The following is a 17,694-nucleotide window of genomic DNA, read 5'->3' as shown; positions in this document are numbered from 1 at the left end:
GGTCACGTTACCGCCGCCGCCCGCACTCCCCGCCATGTCAGCGTTGCGGGAAGCGTTGGGGGAAGACATCTTCGAGATTTTCAGCGAAGAAGTGACCGAAATCAGTGAGAATCTGGAAACGCTTTACCCGCAATGGGACAAGGCGCGAACCAATCGCGAAGCTTTGGTGGAAATCCGCCGTGCTTTTCACACCCTGAAAGGCAGTGGGCGGATGGCGGGAGCGTTTGCACTGGGTGATTTCGCGTGGATTCACGAAGATTTATTGAATCATGTCATGAGCGGACAGTTGAAAGCCGATGAGCGCGTTTCCGTGCAAATTGGCAAAGCGGTGCAGGAATTGCGGGCGCGACTCGATTTTTTCCTGAACGCCTCACAAAAAGATGCACGGGTTGAACGCATCATTGCTGAAGCCGAAACGGTCTTACTCCCGCCAGAAGCCGCGCCACTGGAAACGTGGGATTTTTCCGCCGCAGAACCTATCGTAAAACCCGCGCCGTTGCCTGAACTGCTACCCGAACCGTTGCCCGAACTGCTACCTGAACCTGTGCTTGATTTCATTAGTGATATTGAGCCGGAAAGCGTTCCTGCGCCCGAACCCGAATCAGTGCTTGATTTCATTAGTGATATTGAGCCGGAAAGTGTTCCTACACCTGCTTCCGAACCTGTATTTGATTTTGTGACGACGCTGGAACCAGCGCCAGAATCCGCACCGGAAGTCGATGATGCAGCGGAAGCCGATGCCGAATCGCGGATGATTTGGCAATTGTTCTGGGAAGAAGTCCCCGAACAGCTTCAGGCGCTCGACCGTAATCTGGAAAATTTGCGGGAATCCCCGGAAGAGCGCGACATTATCCGCGAACTCGAACGCGAATTTCACACCCTCAAAGGGGGCGCACGCATGGCGCAATTGGCTTCACTAGCCGATGTCAGCCATGACGCTGAAACCCTGTTAAGCCATTTGCACGGGGTTGGACGGGTATCGGATGCGGATATTGAGCACTTGCAAGTCGCGGTTGATCGCTTGCACACCTTGACGGAAGCCTTGAATCAACCGAACGCACCCGTCAATACGTCGCCCATTAGCATGATACCGGCAACGCCAGTTGTGGCAGAACCGCCAAATCTCGCAGCAGTAGCGCCGCTTGTTGCACCAATGCCTGCGCCGATAGCGGATGCTTGGGTGCGGCAACGTGCTGCACAGGCCGAATCCGGCAGTTTGCTGGAGCGTTTGTTGCAAGAACAAGCGGACAGTTTGCCCGATATTAGTGTGCTGGATAGCACTTCTCGCCCCACACCTGCCCCGGATGCGACCCCCTCCAGCAGCGCCAATGTCAGTAACCCGCACGAAACCATCCGTTTGCCCGCTTTGTTTGTGGATAACCTGATCGACCGTGTGGTGGAACTCAATGTGCAACAAGTACACATGTCCGAACACCTCAGCAGCATGGGGATGGACGTGGATGAATTGGTACGCACCGTGGCACGTTTGCGTCAGCAAATCCGTACCTTGGAAGTGGAAAGCGAAGCCCGCATTCACGATGGGCGCAGCAAGCGTTTGCAAGCCAGCAAAACGAGCACTAATGCTGCCGGTTTTGACCCGTTGGAAATGGATCAATACGCCGAAGTCCAACGCATCTCGCGTTCACTGGCGGAAAGCTTGAACGATTTGGTGAATTTGGAAGTGGATTTAGCCGCTCAAGTGCGCAAAGGTGAGCAATTATTGCAAGCCGATATGCGCACCACCCGCAAACTTCAGCGCGATTTGCTGGATACGCGCTTGGTGGCTGTCACCATGTTAGTGCCGCGCTTACGCCGTTTGACCCGGCAAGTGGCGAGTGAATTGGGCAAGCAAGTCGCGCTGGAGGTGCAAGGCGAAGACTGCGAACTCGACCGTAATTTGTTGCAAAACATGACGGCGCCGCTGGAGCATTTGATCCGTAACGCCATTTCGCACGGTTTGGAAACCCCAGAAGAGCGCGAACAGGCGGGCAAAGCGCCTACCGGCAACATTACCTTGACCATTAGCCGCGATGACAATGAAATCGTGATCCGTTTCCGTGATGACGGGCGGGGGTTGAACCGTGAACGTTTGCGGCAGCGTGCTATCGAAATGGGTTTGGTCGGCAAAGGGCTGGAATTACCCGAAGCGGAATTGGATCGGCTGATTTTGCGCCCCGGTTTTTCGACCGCTGAAACCATCAGCCAAATCTCAGGGCGTGGCATCGGCATGGATGTGGTGCATTCCGAACTCAAAGCCTTGGGGGGCAGTTTGCAAATCAGTTCGACGCCCGGTGAAGGCACGACGTTTGCGATGCATTTGCCGTTTACGTTGGTGGTGAACCCGGTGTTGTTGGTTGAAGTGCAAACCCAAGTGTATGCTTTGCCGATTACGGGGGTGCAAGGGCTGGCGCGTTTGTCTGGGCAACAGCTTCACGCCGCGCTGCAAGCGGATGCAGACAAACTGATGTTTGCGGGGGAAGCTTACGCTTTGCATCATCTGGCGGAAGTCTTGGGTGGGCAACGGGTGGAGCCGGTGTTCGCGGCTGATGAACGTTTCCCGGTGGTGTTTATTCAGTGGCAGGGACGCGCTTTGGCGTGGATTATTGATCACATTCGCGGGCGGCGCGAAGTGGTGTTGCAACCCTTGGGAACCTTGTTCAAAAGTTGCCGTTTGTATTCGGCAGCCACGGTAGCACCGGATGGCAGCGTATACTTGGTGCCGGATATGGCAGAATTGGCACGCTTGGCGGAAACCGCTTCCGCCTTGCCGCCGGTACTTGCTATTGAAGAAATGCCCGCACCGGCAGAACCCAGCGGGCCGCCACGGGTGTTGGTGGTGGATGATTCGATTACGGTGCGCCGCGTCACGGAAAAATTCCTCAATAGCCGTGAATACACGGTGTTGACGGCGAAAGACGGCATGGAGGCGCTGGAACGCATTGCCGAATTCCAGCCGAATGCGGTGTTGCTGGACATTGAAATGCCGCGCATGGATGGCTTTGAATTGCTGGGGCATCTGCGACGTGACCCGCAATGGGCGCGGTTGCCGGTGATTATGATCAGTTCGCGTACTGCGCAAAAACACCGCGAACATGCCGGATCGTTGGGCGCTACGGGCTTCCTCGGCAAACCTTACCAAAACGACGTGCTGCTGGATGCTTTGCAAGAGGTATTAGCCAGTGGGCATGACGCCAACAATACCCACGAATGGGAGAATCAACCCGCATGAACCCCACACCACAACCTGCGATCAAAAGCTTGATCGTGCGCCTGCATCACGGCAGTTTGATCTTGCCAGTCAATTTGATGGCAGAATTGGTAACAGGTGGCGAACTAACGCCCTCGGAACATCCGGGTTTGGAAGGCTGGTTACAATGGCGTAACCGGCAAATTCCGGTGGTGTCGCTGGAGTCCCTGTGTATGCAAGACGCGGCAGGTGAATCGGATGAAGGTAAGTGCCTGATTTTGCACACGGTCTCCGCTTTGCCCGCTTTGCCGTTTATTGCGTTGCGGGTGCAGGGCGGCTTGAACACCTTGGATATTTTGCCGGATACCTTGCGCGATGATCACAGCGGCAATGTGCAGCGTTGCCCGTATGTGGCACGCCAAGTACGCGCCTCACATTTGCTGTGTTTCATCCCTGATTTGCCGACGATTGAAGCGGTTGTCGCCGAAGTGTTGCAACTGACGGCGGAACAGCCCGAATCCGTGCTCTCAGAGTAGCACCAGTGCTAATACCACCACGAGCATAAATGTCATGGCAATGCCGGTGTTCATGGTGTTTTGATTGAGCATTTTGTCCACGAATACGCTTTTTTCAGCAACGTTGCGCATCATTTCGATCCGTTGTTTGACCGGAAACGTTTCGGGTTTGTCATAGCTGGCAGCGCCGCCCTTGAGGTTGATCAGTGGCACGAGCATATTGATGTTGATGTGCGCTTGAATCGCATCTTGGGTGGGACTGTCATAGTTCAGCGTCCAAGGTGCGGCGTATTCAAACGCCTCCATGACAAACATATCACGCATTTTTTCTTGACTGGCTTTGATAATCGCACGATTACGTTCCAGCCCTTTTTGCAAATCTTCCAAGGACATCATCGGCATGGGCGCGGAAATATGCACGTAATAATCGCGCCCACGGATTGCTACTTTTACAGTACCAGCGTAGCTGCTGGGTTCAGTGTCTTTTTTTTCATCAGCCATAGTCGTCACATCGAATGCAGTTAGGTTGTTGATTTTTTATATCGATTCTAATGGCGCTGAGCTGACCGCCCCATACACAGCCTGTGTCCAGCGCAATGACATAATTTTCATTATGATACCCCAAAGTAGACCAATGCCCAAATAACACGGTCACACCCAGAATATGTTTCATTGGATAGTTAAACCACGGAATAAGTTCCGTCGTGGTTACAATCGCTGATTTATTCGCCTCAAACGGATTGCCTTTGGCCTCAAATTCGAGGCTGCCATCCGCTCGGCAATAGCGCATTCGGGTGAATGCATTGAGGATGTAGCGGTGGCGGTCTGGCTGACTGTCCGCCGGATTCCAAGTATCCGGTTGGTCGCCGTAAACGCGTGCTAACCAGTCGGCGGCGCGGGGGCTGCTAAGCTCGGCTTCAACTTCACGGGCGCAAGCTTGCGCGGTGGCTAAATCCCACTGCGGGGAAATTCCTGCATGGCTCATGGCGTACCCTAGTCGGGTATCGACGTGCAACAGCGGGCGTTGCGCCAACCAGGTAATCAATTCGGAGTAATCGGGCGCATCCAGCAATGATTGTAAACTTTTGTGCGCTTTACGTAGCCCATAATGCGTCGCCAACAAACTGATGTCATGGTTGCCCAAAACACACACCGCCGCATCCCGCAGGGAACGTACAAAGCGTAAGGTTTCCAGCGATTGTTTGCCGCGATTCACCAAATCCCCGGCAAACCACAGCGTATCTTGCCGAGGGTCAAAGCGCAGTTTGTCCAAAAGGCGCATGAGTGGGTCATAACACCCCTGTAAATCACCGATTGCGTAAGTAGCCATGTGTTTACCTGTTTAATGTACCTGTTTCTTGAGCGCAATAAAAAGGCGTCCCGCAGGACGCCTCATTCAAATTCACAGAAGGCATGAGGCTTAGTCGTTGCCTGTTAAACTCATCAGGAATTGTACAATATTCAAGAACATTAAACCGACACTGGAGAATAATCCCAATGAGGCACCGACATGTTGATCGGTGTGGTATTCATGAATTATTTGTGAAGTCTGATACAACATGGCTGCACCCGCCAACACAATCATCGCGCCAAAAAACAGCAAACCCAAGGTAAACCCAAACAGCATACTGGCTAGAATCACGCCTATTGCAATGAAGCTGGCAACGGTAAGAAACGGTGCTAAAAATGAAAAGTTCTTACGGGTAGTGAATGCAGTGAAGGTAATACCGCCCGCCAACATTAGTGTTAGCAGCGCTGCACTGGGCAACACATTGGGGTTGGGGGCAAAGTTCAATGCACCGTAAAGCAGCGGTGTGGAAATCAGAGCAAGGGCAGCGACGTACATGCCTAAACCGGCGTACTGCATTTCTTTGGAAATCGCTGAATGCGCCCATTTGTCGGCGAAATACGACGCGCCCATGAAGAGCGCCAACACCATCAACCAGCTCCACATGCTGCCTTGCATGAGTTGCATCAGCGGTTTAGCCGCGCCGGATTGAATCAATACAGTGGTGAGTGCCGCGTAAGCGACGATAGCGCCACCCAAATGCAGGTAAGTGCGGCGAATGAAGCCCGCACGTTCGGTTTCACTGGCATTGGCAACCAGTGTACCCGAATTCATATCCAAGTATGCCATGTTAGTGTCTCCTGTTTTTTCGTTAAGTCAATGAAATGCTTTTAGTAATCATTACATACGAATGGCTAAGGGGCTAATTCCCATTCCAGATAACGTTTGTTGCCATTGTTGCAGCATTTCAGCGGATGTCGCAGGCCCTACGCGCACCCGAAACCAGGTTGCGCCCTGAATATTGGCGATTTCGATGCGGCTGTTCAGCCCTTTTTTCTTCAAACGGCTTTGCATGTCGGCGGCTTGGTCTTGGGTTTTGTAAGAACCGATTTGGAAGGCGTTAGAGCCGCTAATGGCTGCCGGAGCGGATTTCTTGGTTTCTGGTTTGGGGGTATCCGCCAGTGCGGGTTTTTTGTCTGCTTCTTTAGGCGGTGGCACGACTGCTGACTTTTTTTCGTTGGCGGGTTTGGGAGCGGCTGCTTGTTGTTCAACTTGTACGGCAAGTGGCACGTCTATTTCCAGTTGTGGCAATACCGCGTGATAGCTAAAGCCGGGCGCCTCATCGGGAGCAGGTTCTGGCGCTGCATCTGCCGCCGTTTCCGGCGTATCGCCGCCGACCAGCGTGGAATCGGTCGGGGTTGCGCGATCATCGACGCTGCTGGTCGTCATATTGCTGCTAGTTGGGTTGGTAGCGTGGGTGGCCGGGACGTTGCCTTTGTTGGCAAGGGCGTACATGCCCGCGCCGATAATGAGCCCAATAGCCACGCCGCCGACCATCCAGCCCAGACCGTATTGCCCAAAAGCACTGCCAGACGCTGCTTGTTGTTTGAAATCTTTGGTCATGGTGTCGGGTCTCGATAATTAGGGTGTCTGATGATTATAGCGAAAACTTGAAGAATGAATCACTTATGGGTCACATTTTCAGATGAAATCCCGCGTGCCATTGCAAAATGAACTCGACAATGCTATCCGGCTGGTTGAGATCCAATTTGCTCAGGTGTGCTGGAACAGCCAGCGTCATGTCATCCGTCACCAGTGCAATCACACTGTTATCATCGGGGTAAAGCAAGGGTTTACCGACAGAGGGGCGATGTACTTCGATTTTGGGCATGGTAGCGTGCTTAAAACCTTCCACCAGCACCAAGTCGGCGCAATCCGGGTTTACAAAACGCAGTACGTCGGTTAATTCGGGGTCGCGCTGGGTTTTGCATTCTTGCATGATTGCCACGCGTTTGCGCGAAGCCAGCACCACTTGATCAGCCCCGGCTTCACGGAAACGGTAGGTATCCTTGCCCGGCGAGTCCAGTTCAATTTGATGGTGCCCGTGTTTGATCACGGTCACGCGCAACCCGGCGGCTTTCAAGCGCGGAATCAAGGCGGTTAGTAACGTGGTTTTGCCCGTACCGCTCCACGCACACACGCCGAGAACCGCAAGATTATCCGCCGAACGCTTGCTCTCTTTTTCCAGTGCTGCCTGCTGTTGCGGGGTATTGATATTGCGAAACATCTGGCGGCAATCGCTGAAATCGACGATGGCGGTGCGGTGTTGCGCGTACCACAAGTCGATTTTGCGGTCGCCATTGGCAAGAAACGTCTGCAAGCTGGGCAATAACTTCACCGCAATCAGTGCGTGTACGGGTTGCAAGCGTTCGCCATCGTAAGCCACCGCGAGTTCTGCGGAATCGCGTTGCAACGCCGCCCACAAACGTGCCGCCATATCCGGCGCAATTTCCGGCGCATCGCACGGCACGGTGAGAATGTACGGCGTGGTGGCTGCCTGCATTGCTGCGGAAAATCCCGCCAATGGCCCTTGAAAACCGCCGAGTGTATCGCTGATCACGGGGTGCTGATAGCGCTGATAATGTTCCTGATTGCGGTTGGCACTGATCAAAATACTCTCGACTTGTGGTTGCAACGCCGCCAACACGTGTTCCACCAACGGGCGGCTTTGAAATTCCAGCAAGCCTTTGTCCTGCCCACCCATGCGGCTGCCTTGCCCGCCTGCCAGAATAACGCCAGTGATGCGTGGTGGTGCGTTGTTATCCGTCATGCTCAGTCAGTTCCTTGGTGCAAACTGCGGATAGTAGCGAATCACGGCGTGAAATCCACTACTAACGGCGAATCCGTTACCTCCCACTGCCCCTTCGCCACGTTTTCGCCATTCACACTGTTGAACACCAAATAGCTGTATTTGCCGTAATGCGGCAGTTTTGCCAGCATCGCATCCAAACTGTCGGGGCTGGACGCATCCAGCAATACAATCGCCTGCTCACCCGCCCGCATCCCCAACGCCAAGGTATGCAAGCCGCAGGTGTAATTGACGCTATTCAAGGTGTATGCCGCTTCGGTCATGCCAAACGGTTGTTTGGCACGTTCCAACAAGCCTTGCAGCGCTGCATTATCCCCACCCAGCAAAATCACCGTGCCCGTATCCGGCAAGGGTGCGTCGTCGTACTGCACCCGCAATTGCGGGTCACGCGCTTTCAGGGTATCCAGCCAGCTTTCCCACGCGACCTGCATCGCCGCATCGGTCTTGCGTGACAGCACGTAAGTTTTGTCGCCTTTGCCGTTCAGCACGCCAATTGATGCAGGCATTTCTGCCGCATCCGGCAAGCGAAACACGTCAAATTCGGGGTCAAGCGCGATTTGCAGCGGTTTGGCAGGCAAGGATAACGTGAACGTTTGGCTTGCTTGCGTCATCTGCAAGGTGTCGACCTGTTCCGCTTGCCCCTCCGCAAAACGAATCCGCAGCGGCAAAGCCAGCGGGTAAATTTTGTCCGCTTGCGCCTGTTGCTTGAGCGTGAGTTGCAAGCGATAACCCTTGTCTGCCGGGGTCAAGGTGTGTTCAGCAATACTCAACTTGGGTGCGCCGGTACCCGCAAGCCAAGTTTGGCGGAATGTTTTATCGGTTTGCCAACTATCCAACAATTGCCCAAAGGTAGCCGTCTGAAAGCGGTACTGCTGGTAAAAACGCTTCAACCCGTCAAAAAACGCCTGATCACCGACCTGTTGGCGCAACATGTGAAACAGCATCAGCGACTTGCCATAGCCAATGGCTTGCGTGGCTTCATCGTGACGGCTACGGAAATTCATCAGCGGGAAATCGTCCTGCTGCCCAACAAAGGTGGCGTATTTTTGCAAGCTGCTGCGCCGGTATTCCGCACCTTCGCCCATCTGCTGTTTGATGCGCTGATCGGCTAAGTAGGCGGTCAAACCTTCCGACCAATTGCCTTCGCTGGCATCCACGTACACGCTATTGCCCCACCAGTTGTGCAAAATTTCGTGCGGAAACGACGAGTGCAAAATGAATGGCAAACGAATCACCCGTGACCCTAGCAATGTGAACGACGGCATTCCCCAGCCGGTTTCCCAAAAGCTTTCCACCGTGGCAAATTTGGCGTAGGGGTAATCACCCAAGAGTTCGGAATATTCGGTTAAATACTGTTCGGTGGCTTGCAGGTAGCGTTTTGCCAAGGCTTCATCCGGTTCCTGCAAATACACCATCGCATTCGCGTGTTTGCCCGCTTGTTGGTAAACATGGAAACGCCCCGCGAGTAAATACAGGCTGTCTTGTGGTTGGGTTTCTGCCCAGCCAGCGCTGGTTTGCTTGCCTTGGCTCAGGCTCACCCAGCCGTCCGGCAAGCTGACTTGCAGGGTGAAGGTGTGTTGTGCGTTAGCGGTTTGCGCATACCATTGGCTGTTGGCGTCCAAATAAATGCCGCGCTCATTCAATAAAATGCAAGCTTCGGTCAACCATGCGCAATCCGGCGTGGAGGTCAGCTTACCACGGTATTTGAGGGTGATTTCCCCTTGCTCCGGCTTAAGTGGAATACTGTAAGTACCCGCCGCTTGGGTGGGCTGTGACGCGCCATCCGCGTTGAGCGTGAATTGTGGGTTGAGCGTGAAGCTAAATTGCCCGTTTTGCCGCAATTCGGCGGGGATGCGCAGGGTATCTTCCACCTGCAATTCGCCGGTTTTAACATCAGGCGTTACCTGCAAATCGTGGTGTAACACCGGCAACGCGGCGGCAGCACTCACGCTTGGCAGCCATAACAGCAATAGGATCACAACATGTTTCACAATCGACATACACTATTTCCTGATTTGATGCGGCACACGTTATTGGCAGCGTGCGTGGCAGTCATTGGCGTGTTACCCCCTAGCAGCATGGCTGCAACGGTGGAACACGCGACGCTGGATGAGGCATTGGCGCACATTGGCAAACACGCGCCCACGGGCGTAATGCAAGGTAGAGCATTGCCATTTTCCACTTTAATGGCGAGTTTGGCACAAAACCGTGTGGTATTTGTGGGTGAAATGCATGACCGTTATGACCATCACTTGCATCAATTGGCGGTATTGCAAGGCTTGCACCAACGCAACCCGAAGCTTGCGATCGGGGTGGAATGGTTCCAGCAGTCATTTCAGCCGGTGATCAACGATTATTTGGCGGGCAAGCTTACCGAGGTGGAATTTTTGCGCCGCAGCGAATATTTCGAGCGCTGGGGCTACGATTACCGCCAATTGCGCCCGATTTTGGCATACGCCAAAGCCAATGGCTTGCCGGTGCTGGCGTTGAATGCTCAGGTCGAGTTGACCCGCAAAGTGTCAGCAGGCGGCTTGGAAGCGTTGAGCAAAGATGAGCGGGCGCAATTGCCACCGACAATTCACCCAGCGGCGGCGGATTACCAAGCACGCTTGCGCAAGGCATTCGAGGCGCACTCGCAAGATTCGCAGCAATTCGAGCGCTTTATGCTGGTGCAGCGGATTTGGGATGAAACCATGGCGTACAACGCGGCAAAGTATTTGAACGCTAACCCCGAACATCAACTGGTGGTATTGGCAGGCGTGGGGCATATCAGCGATGGCGTGGGCATTCCGGCGGATTTGGCGCGGCAATTACCGGGCAGTAAAGTGGCGACCGTTGCCAGCAGTGACAGCCAAGACGCGGCTCCGGCGGTGGATTATACCCTGCTTACCGCAGCGGTGGATTTACCGCCGACTGGCAAATTGGGTGTATTGTTGGATACGCAGGGTAAAGGGTTGAGTATTGCCGATTTGGGCGAAAACAGCGCAGCGGGCAAAGCCGGTTTGCAAAAAGGCGACCGTCTCGCCACCTTGGAAGGCATGGCGCTGAAAAACATGAGCGATCTAAAATTGGCGTTGTCGCAACACCAAGTGGGGAATGCGGTGAAAATGACCGTGGAACGTGCAGGCGCTAAAGACTTGTTGGCGTACACCGTGGTCTTGCAGTAAGGGGCAAAATGATCAGGAAAATCTATTTTTGATATAATCCAAATGAACATTTGCTGCGCATAATGCGACCAACCTCCAAAGTCTATAGCGAAAAACAATTGGAGGGGCTCTTATGTCAAGCAGAGATTTGGCTAATTATCTTGAACAGCGCGTGGCAATGTTGGGTATTTCGCGCTCGGAAGTGGCGCGTCGCGCCGATATATCGCGGCAAACCTGGTACCGGCTCTTGAGCGCTGATCTGATGGATACCAAACTGTCCACCATCATGCGCTTGGCAGAAGCGCTGGAAACTTCCCCCTTGCACTTATTGTGTTTGTATTTGGGTGAGGGGCAAACAACCACATCACTTAACGGAGCAAGCAACCATGCAAGCGGATTTTTGGCACGAACGCTGGGAACACCAGCAAATCGGGTTTCACCAAGCGGAAATTAATAGTCACTTACAGGCATTCTGGGGGCAAATGCGCGTACCCGCCGATAGCCGCATTTTCGTACCATTGTGTGGCAAAAGCCGCGATATGCTGTGGCTGCGCTCGCAAAATTTGTTGGTAACGGGCGTGGAAATCAGCCCGATTGCAGTGCATGATTTTTTTGCTGAAAACGGTTTAGCGCCGATCGTCACGCAACAGGGCGCATTTGAGCGCTGGGAATGTGACGGGCTGGTGATTTTGCAGGGCGATTTTTTCGATTTGAGTGCGGCGGATGTGGCAGATTGTGCCGGTGTGTTTGACCGCGCTTCGCTGATCGCTTTGCCGCCGGAGATGCGTACCCGCTATGCGCAACATTTGACGAATATTTTACCGCCTGCGGTGCAGATACTGTTGATTACCATGGAATACGATCAGCGCGAAATGAAAGGCCCGCCGTTTGCGGTGCACGAGGCGGAAGTGCGCGGTTTTTATGAAGAGCGTTATGCAGTGGAGCGTTTGCAGGCGCTGGATGTGTTAGCGGATGAACCCGGTTTTCGCCAGCGCGGGCTGACCCGGCTGGATGAAAAGGTGTACGTGTTGACGCCGCGTTAAGCCTACTTAAACAGATACAGCGCGGCAATGCCGATACCGATGACGGCAATCACGGCGGCGATTTTTAGTTTGGGGTCGCTGTTGCTGGTTTCGTCGGTGCCCAATTGACGCCGCGCTTCGCGGTAAAGTGCGTCGGATTCTTCTTGTTGGGCGCGTTGGTGTGCTTCTTTAATGCTTTTCGCCAATTCGTTGTCGTATTTTTGGCGTTCAGTTTCGACCGCCTCTTTCATGCGTTGAGAGCGTAAAAAGTGGTCGCCAATCACACCACAAGCTTCACATTTTTCATTGATCTCTTTGGTTTGCACTTGGGTGTGTTTGCAGGCAGGGCACTTATATAGCGCGGCGCTGGGCGGGTTGATTTCGTCGTCTTTGGGAACAAGTTGCAGCGTGGGGCGAATGGCGCAGTGAATCGCCAGCGTTTGGAGTTGTGCGCTGAGTGCTTGCGCGTCGGCTGCGGTGATGTTTTCACGAATTGACACCATGCCGTTGTTGAACAGCAGCGCATCGGATAATTTGAATTCGAGGTAAGGGCTGTGATCGTCCAGCAAATCCAGCACATCGCGTACCAAGGCTTCGACTGACTTTTCAGAACGGTGTCCGGTGACGACCAGATCGAACAGTTCCTGCATTTCAATGGCTTGTGATTCTGACATGGCGTTTTATCCTGTGTTTTTTATTGTGTGCCTACGCAAGGCAATCTTGGGCAAAGGGTATAAGCCGCCGGATGGGATGTAAACAGCGAACAGATGAACGTGCTATTGATCAGACGATTTGCGGTGCGGTTTGCCGCATTCACACGCATCGGGAACGGGGTCAAGCCCGCCTTCGTGCCAAGGGTTGCAACGCCCGATACGCCGGATGGCTAACCAACTGCCTTTGAGTGCGCCGTGGGTTGCAATCGCTTCTTTGGCGTAATGCGAACAAGTGGGGTAAAAACGGCAATTGTTCCCCAGCAACGGGCTGAGGAACAGTTGGTAGAAGCGGATGATGGCGATGAGGATGTGTTTCATGCCTTGGATTATACGGCGTTGCTGCGTTCCCGTACTACGTCAAAACGATCATCGACCAGCATTCACCGTTGCGGAACACAGGTTGCTGAGAATTGTTTGGCTTGGTCTATCCAAGCTGTTGATGATCAAACGCTGATTAGTGCATAGCGTCAATGCCAAATATCTGCCACAGACTGCCGCTTAAGTGTTAGAATTTTCAACATAAAGGGCAAAAACATATCTCAGGGGCGACGCATGTTGGAACATCAGGATTTTTGGCTGGAAATCATCAAAGTCATACCGGCGTATTTATGGGTGATCGGGGCATTCAGCGCTTTTCTGTTGGCATACGATCTGTATTCACGGCAATTATTGCTCAATACTTATGCCAAACAACAACAGAATTGGTTGGCAGATCTGTCACAGGTCGAACGTGCTTTGGATGACGTACTCACGGTGGCGGCGCGAAATCCGCATTGGCATATCGAGGTGAGTGCAGCAGATAAGGCGCAGGTGTTACGGCGGCTGCAAGGCAATGGTGAGATGTTAAGCGGTTGCCGCGTGTTATGGTTGGATGATCGCCCCGATACGTTAGTGAATGAAATCCGCCTGTTGCAATATTTGGGCTTGGACGTTATCACCGTCACTTCGGTAGGTGAAGCCTTGGGGCATTTGAAACAGACCAGTTGCGAACTGTTGGTGTCGGATATTGCCCGCCCCGAAGGGCAGTCGAATGGCATCGCGACCTTGCAAACCTTGCACGATCATTACCCCGCTTTGCCCGCGATTTTCTATGTGGGAAATTTCAATGCGCAAGACGGCGTGCCTGCGGGTGCGTTTGGTATCACTAACCGCCCTGATGAGTTGTTGCACCTGATTTTGGATATTATGGGGCGCAAGTGTTTGTAGCCATTAACTCAACGCCTTGAGCGTCAGTGACACACTCGCCAGCAACAACAACACCCCAATCAGGCGCGTCATGTGCGTTTGCGTTAACCCCGTATGCACATGACCGCCTAACCACAACGCTCCCAACATCAGGGGCAACGCAAACAACGCATTCCACCACACCGTTTGCGCCATCAACAATCCGGCAATAAAAAACGTCGCAATGCGTACCGTCCCTTCAATAAAAAACAGCGCCGAAAACGTAGCGCGTAATAGCGTTTTATCCTGAATCCGGTGATTCAAATAAATCACATACGGCGGCCCGCCTGTGCCAAACAGCCCACCGACCGTGCCACCCGTGAACGCAGCCGGAATTGCCCACCATGCCGACACCGGCTTTTCACCCTTCAAATTCAACAAGCTGCGCACCGCAAACACGAAAATAAACGCAGCCAAGATCAGCAACATCGGCGTAAGCGGTAAATTCACCAGCAATTGCGTACCAACCATCACCCCGATCAGGCTAAATGGAATCAACATGCCGACTTCACGCCATTGCACCCGTTTCAAATTCAACCCGCCCATCACCAACGACGCAGTGAAATCCAGCAACAAAATCAGCGGCACAACAAACGTTAATGGCAAAAACAACGCCAGCAACGGCACAGCAATCAAGCCCGACCCAAACCCTGCAATGCCGCGAATAAAATACGCCAGCACTACAATCGCCGTCGCAGCGGCATACTGCCAGACATCCATCAGGCGTACAGCGTCTTAGGGTCAATCAACACTTCACGGTCAACAATCACCTGATCGCCTTCCACCTTATTGTAAAAGCACGAACGCCGTCCGGTATGGCACGCAGGCCCGGTCTGATCGACCAGCAGTAGAATCGTGTCGGCATCGCAATCAATACGGAATTCCTTCAGTACCTGCATCTGCCCCGACGATTCACCCTTGCGCCAGAACTTATTGCGCGAACGCGACCAATAGCAGACGCGCCCGGTTGCCAATGTTTCCGCCATACTTTCACGGTTCATCCACGCCAGCATTAGCACTTCGTGCGTGTCGAACTGCTGAGCAATGGCGGGAATCAAGCCGTCGGCATTGTATTTGAGCGAGTCAAGCGTTTCGGGCAATGTCATGTGAATTCCTCCATCAGTAATCGGTTAGTGGTGCGAGTATACCAGCATGTTGTAGGATGTAACCCACCCCTAACTTAGATGAAATAAACCGCAAATGATAACCCTATACCAATTCAGTTCCTGCCCGTTTTGCTGGAAAGTTAAAGCCTTCCTCAACTACACCAAAATCCCGTATGACTTGGTGGAAGTCACCCCGTTTAAGATGAAAGAGCTGGATTTCACCGACCACAAAAAAGTCCCCGTGCTGAAAGATGATGCCGCAATCGTGGTCGAATCCGGCGCAATTGTGCACTACCTCAACGACACTTACGCGCATTTGCTGCCCGCGCCGCAAGATGAGGAATGGCTGGCATGGGTGGACAGTACGCTGGTGCATTACCTGCCGCCGCTGATACACCCGAACATGAGCAAGTCGTTCCACAACCTTGGTTTGGTCATGACGAGCGGTAAGGATGGTGCGATTAAGCGTTTCTTCGTGCGGCTGGTTGGCGCAATGGTGATGCCGCGTGTTGCCAATAAAATGAAGTTAAAACACAGCATCCAAAATCCCGCTGCCGAGTTTCAAACGGCGTTAGCGCATTGGGTGGATAAGGGTTTGGCTGGCAAAGACTTTTACGCGGGGGAACAACCGGGTTTGGTGGATACCAGCGTGTTTGGCGTGTTGCGCTCCGCGCAGGGCATGGGGATTTTGGAAGCTGCCGCTGTGACGAATCCGGCGTTTGGGCGCTGGTATGAGGCATGTAGGGGGATGATGGGCGCGTAACAGGCTGATTATGCTATGCTGAGTCTGGTCTGCTAACCGGAGTTTATTCGCCATGACCCGCTTTCCTTACGGTATCAGTAATTTTAAACGTATCCGCGATGAAGATTTTTTGTATCTTGATCGCACCCAGCATATTTCAGCGTTGGAAGAGGCGGGAGAACAACTGGTTTTCCTGCGTCCGCGCCGCTTTGGTAAATCCCTATTGCTGTCAATGCTGGCGAATTATTACGATATTAATACGGCGGTTCAGTTTGAAAACCTGTTTGGTCGGTTGGAAGTCGGGCGTAACCCAACCCCTGAGCACAACCGTTACTTGATCCTGCGTTGGGATTTTTCCAAAGTATCGGCGCAAGGCAGCATTGCCGACATCAAAAGCAGTTTATTCAAGCACCTTAATGTCGCAATTAAGGGATTTATCCGTGATTATACGGATGTGCTGCAAGGTAACGTTGAGGTTGAAACTGACGCACTCGCCTCTTTCCAGTCCCTGTGCAATAGCGTTAGTAGCAGTGGGCAACAACTCTACCTGCTGATCGACGAATACGACAATTTCGCCAATGATGTATTGGTACGTGACCCCCACAACAGCCAGCGTTATCAGGACTTGCTGGAAGGCGAAGGTATTCTCAAATCATTGTTCAAAATCATCAAAGGCAGTGCGGCAGAAGGCAAAATCGGGCGCGTGTTCATTACCGGCGTATCACCACTGGTGCTGGCGGACATGACCAGCGGCTATAATGTCGCCACCGATATTTCTTTACTGGCACGCTTTAATGCCTTGTGTGGTATTACCCACGCGGAATTAAGCGAGATGGTAAGCGGTGTTTTGCAACATTGCGGGCAAGATGAGAATCAACGTGATGCTTTGTTACAAACCTTAAAACAGTTTTATAACGGCTACCGTTTCTGTGCTCAGATAGATAAGCCATTGCTCTATAATCCCATTTTATGTTTTTATTTTCTGCGCCATTATCAGGATGAATGCACCGCTCCGCGCCAGATGCTCGATGGCAATTTGATGATGGATGCAGCGCGTATCCGTTACCTTGCCAGCCAGCCCAGTGGGCAGGGCGTGGTAGAACGGATTCTGGATGAAGAAAGCAGTATCACGCTTGACCTTCTCGAAACCCGTTTCGGTGTGGAAAAACTAGCTGATTTACAACAGGATGAAGGCTACCTGCTGTCGCTGCTGTATTACTTTGGCATACTCACGATTGTTGGGACGGATATGCTGGGTAAACTGATATTGGGCATTCCCAACCTCGTGACCCGTGCGTTGTACGTGGATGAATTGCGCCAGCGCATCCTGCCTGCCCCGAAAGAGCGTCACGCGGTGGCGGCTATGGCAGAAAAATTCTACCAATCCGCCGATCTCCAGCCGCTGGCGGATTATCTGGAACAAAAATACTTCGCTGCTTTCAATAACCGTGATTATGCGTGGAGCAATGAACTCACCATCAAAACGGCGTTTTTGACCCTGCTGTTCAACGATATTTACTACGTGGTCGATTCCGAAACCGCGCTGCAACGCCGCTATGCTGATCTGGTACTGGTGATCCGCCCCAGTATGCGCCAATACCCCACCCTGAAAGACATTGTGTTGGAATTCAAATACCTGTCACTCAGCGACCTCAAACTCAGCGGTGAACAAGTATGCGCCCAATCCCGCGAAACTTTGGCACGACTGCCAGCGGTACAAACCGCGCTGCACGACGCGCTACAGCAATTGCAGCACTACCGCACCGTGTTGGCAGAAAAATACCGCGAGCCGGAACGTTTACGCTGTCTCGCGGTGGTATCGTTGGGTTTTGATCGCGTGGTCTGGCAAGCGTTATAAACCATTATTTGACAGGAATAACCG

At 52.9% G+C, this 17,694-nt stretch carries 18 protein-coding genes; 8 read left to right on the top strand and 10 right to left on the bottom strand.

The window, feature by feature from the left end; all coding sequences use genetic code 11:
• Nucleotides 1-34: 34 nt before the first annotated feature.
• Entirely contained in the window at nt 35-3,229 is a 3,195-nt protein-coding gene (locus L3K52_01705) for an Hpt domain-containing protein (protein UOG92464.1), read from the top strand.
• Nucleotides 3,226-3,723, top strand: coding sequence for a chemotaxis protein CheW (locus L3K52_01700; protein UOG92463.1), 498 nt, complete (start codon nt 3,226-3,228; stop codon nt 3,721-3,723). The genes L3K52_01705 and L3K52_01700 overlap by 4 nt, the downstream gene beginning before the upstream one ends.
• Here L3K52_01700 and L3K52_01695 read toward each other — a convergent pair.
• The 6 genes from L3K52_01695 to L3K52_01670 all read right to left on the bottom strand — a co-directional run bounded on the left by L3K52_01695 (nt 3,715) and on the right by L3K52_01670 (nt 9,859).
• Complete coding sequence (locus L3K52_01695) at nt 3,715-4,203, bottom strand: hypothetical protein (GenBank protein UOG92462.1); 489 nt, start codon at nt 4,201-4,203, stop codon at nt 3,715-3,717. The genes L3K52_01700 and L3K52_01695 overlap by 9 nt on opposite strands.
• Nucleotides 4,196-5,032 carry a symmetrical bis(5'-nucleosyl)-tetraphosphatase gene (locus tag L3K52_01690; GenBank protein UOG92461.1) on the bottom strand — a complete coding sequence of 279 codons (837 nt, stop codon included), beginning with the start codon at nt 5,030-5,032 and terminating at the stop codon, nt 4,196-4,198. Before L3K52_01690 ends, L3K52_01695 begins: the two co-directional genes overlap by 8 nt.
• Before the next feature lie 90 nt (nt 5,033-5,122).
• On the bottom strand, nt 5,123-5,839 hold the full coding sequence (locus L3K52_01685; protein ID UOG92460.1) for a Bax inhibitor-1 family protein: 717 nt from the start codon (nt 5,837-5,839) through the stop codon (nt 5,123-5,125).
• 51 nt (nt 5,840-5,890) lie between these two features.
• On the bottom strand, nt 5,891-6,613 hold the full coding sequence (locus L3K52_01680) for an SPOR domain-containing protein (GenBank protein UOG92459.1): 723 nt from the start codon (nt 6,611-6,613) through the stop codon (nt 5,891-5,893).
• Between the two features lie 70 nt (nt 6,614-6,683).
• The gene (gene mobA, locus L3K52_01675) at nt 6,684-7,820 is read right to left on the bottom strand and encodes a molybdenum cofactor guanylyltransferase (protein ID UOG92458.1); all 1,137 of its coding nucleotides are present in this window, start codon (nt 7,818-7,820) and stop codon (nt 6,684-6,686) included.
• 41 nt (nt 7,821-7,861) lie between these two features.
• Entirely contained in the window at nt 7,862-9,859 is a 1,998-nt protein-coding gene (locus L3K52_01670) for a hypothetical protein (GenBank protein ID UOG92457.1), read from the bottom strand.
• On the opposite strand from L3K52_01670, the gene L3K52_01665 reads away from it, so the two are divergent.
• From L3K52_01665 to L3K52_01655, 3 genes are all read left to right on the top strand, one after another.
• On the top strand, nt 9,842-11,026 hold the full coding sequence (locus L3K52_01665) for a ChaN family lipoprotein (protein UOG92456.1): 1,185 nt from the start codon (nt 9,842-9,844) through the stop codon (nt 11,024-11,026). The genes L3K52_01670 and L3K52_01665 overlap by 18 nt on opposite strands.
• 112 nt (nt 11,027-11,138) lie before the next feature.
• Nucleotides 11,139-11,459: a helix-turn-helix transcriptional regulator gene (locus tag L3K52_01660; protein UOG92455.1), complete on the top strand. Its 321-nt coding sequence runs from the start codon at nt 11,139-11,141 to the stop codon at nt 11,457-11,459.
• A complete protein-coding gene (locus tag L3K52_01655) occupies nt 11,392-12,048 on the top strand; it encodes a thiopurine S-methyltransferase (GenBank protein ID UOG92454.1) in 657 nt (218 codons plus the stop codon). The genes L3K52_01660 and L3K52_01655 overlap by 68 nt, the downstream gene beginning before the upstream one ends.
• A gap of 2 nt (nt 12,049-12,050) precedes the next feature.
• On the opposite strand, the gene L3K52_01650 is transcribed toward L3K52_01655, so the two are convergent.
• Both L3K52_01650 and yidD read right to left on the bottom strand, forming a co-directional pair.
• Complete coding sequence (locus tag L3K52_01650) at nt 12,051-12,701, bottom strand: hypothetical protein (GenBank protein ID UOG92453.1); 651 nt, start codon at nt 12,699-12,701, stop codon at nt 12,051-12,053.
• 102 nt (nt 12,702-12,803) lie between these two features.
• The gene (yidD, locus tag L3K52_01645; GenBank protein UOG92452.1) at nt 12,804-13,058 is read right to left on the bottom strand and encodes a membrane protein insertion efficiency factor YidD; all 255 of its coding nucleotides are present in this window, start codon (nt 13,056-13,058) and stop codon (nt 12,804-12,806) included.
• Nucleotides 13,059-13,292: 234 nt separating this feature from the next.
• Here yidD and L3K52_01640 point away from each other — a divergent pair, with 234 nt between their 5' ends.
• Nucleotides 13,293-13,946 carry a hypothetical protein gene (locus L3K52_01640; GenBank protein ID UOG92451.1) on the top strand — a complete coding sequence of 218 codons (654 nt, stop codon included), beginning with the start codon at nt 13,293-13,295 and terminating at the stop codon, nt 13,944-13,946.
• A gap of 3 nt (nt 13,947-13,949) precedes the next feature.
• On the opposite strand, the gene L3K52_01635 is transcribed toward L3K52_01640, so the two are convergent.
• Nucleotides 13,950-14,684, bottom strand: coding sequence for a sulfite exporter TauE/SafE family protein (locus L3K52_01635; protein ID UOG92450.1), 735 nt, complete (start codon nt 14,682-14,684; stop codon nt 13,950-13,952).
• Nucleotides 14,684-15,070 (bottom strand): phosphoribosyl-AMP cyclohydrolase, encoded by a 387-nt coding sequence (gene hisI / locus L3K52_01630; protein ID UOG92449.1) that lies wholly within the window; start codon nt 15,068-15,070, stop codon nt 14,684-14,686. Before hisI ends, L3K52_01635 begins: the two co-directional genes overlap by 1 nt.
• A 94-nt stretch (nt 15,071-15,164) precedes the next feature.
• Between hisI and L3K52_01625 the strand changes: the two genes are divergently transcribed.
• Complete coding sequence (locus L3K52_01625; protein UOG92448.1) at nt 15,165-15,833, top strand: glutathione S-transferase N-terminal domain-containing protein; 669 nt, start codon at nt 15,165-15,167, stop codon at nt 15,831-15,833.
• A gap of 52 nt (nt 15,834-15,885) precedes the next feature.
• The gene (locus tag L3K52_01620) at nt 15,886-17,670 is read left to right on the top strand and encodes an AAA family ATPase (protein UOG92447.1); all 1,785 of its coding nucleotides are present in this window, start codon (nt 15,886-15,888) and stop codon (nt 17,668-17,670) included.
• Nucleotides 17,671-17,694: the final 24 nt, after the last annotated feature.

The organism is Candidatus Thiothrix sulfatifontis (genome assembly GCA_022828425.1).
In the GTDB taxonomy this organism is placed as follows: domain Bacteria; phylum Pseudomonadota; class Gammaproteobacteria; order Thiotrichales; family Thiotrichaceae; genus Thiothrix; species Thiothrix sulfatifontis.
The sequence above is the reverse complement of the archived record's forward strand: the minus strand, read 5'-3'. Positions and strand labels throughout refer to the sequence as shown.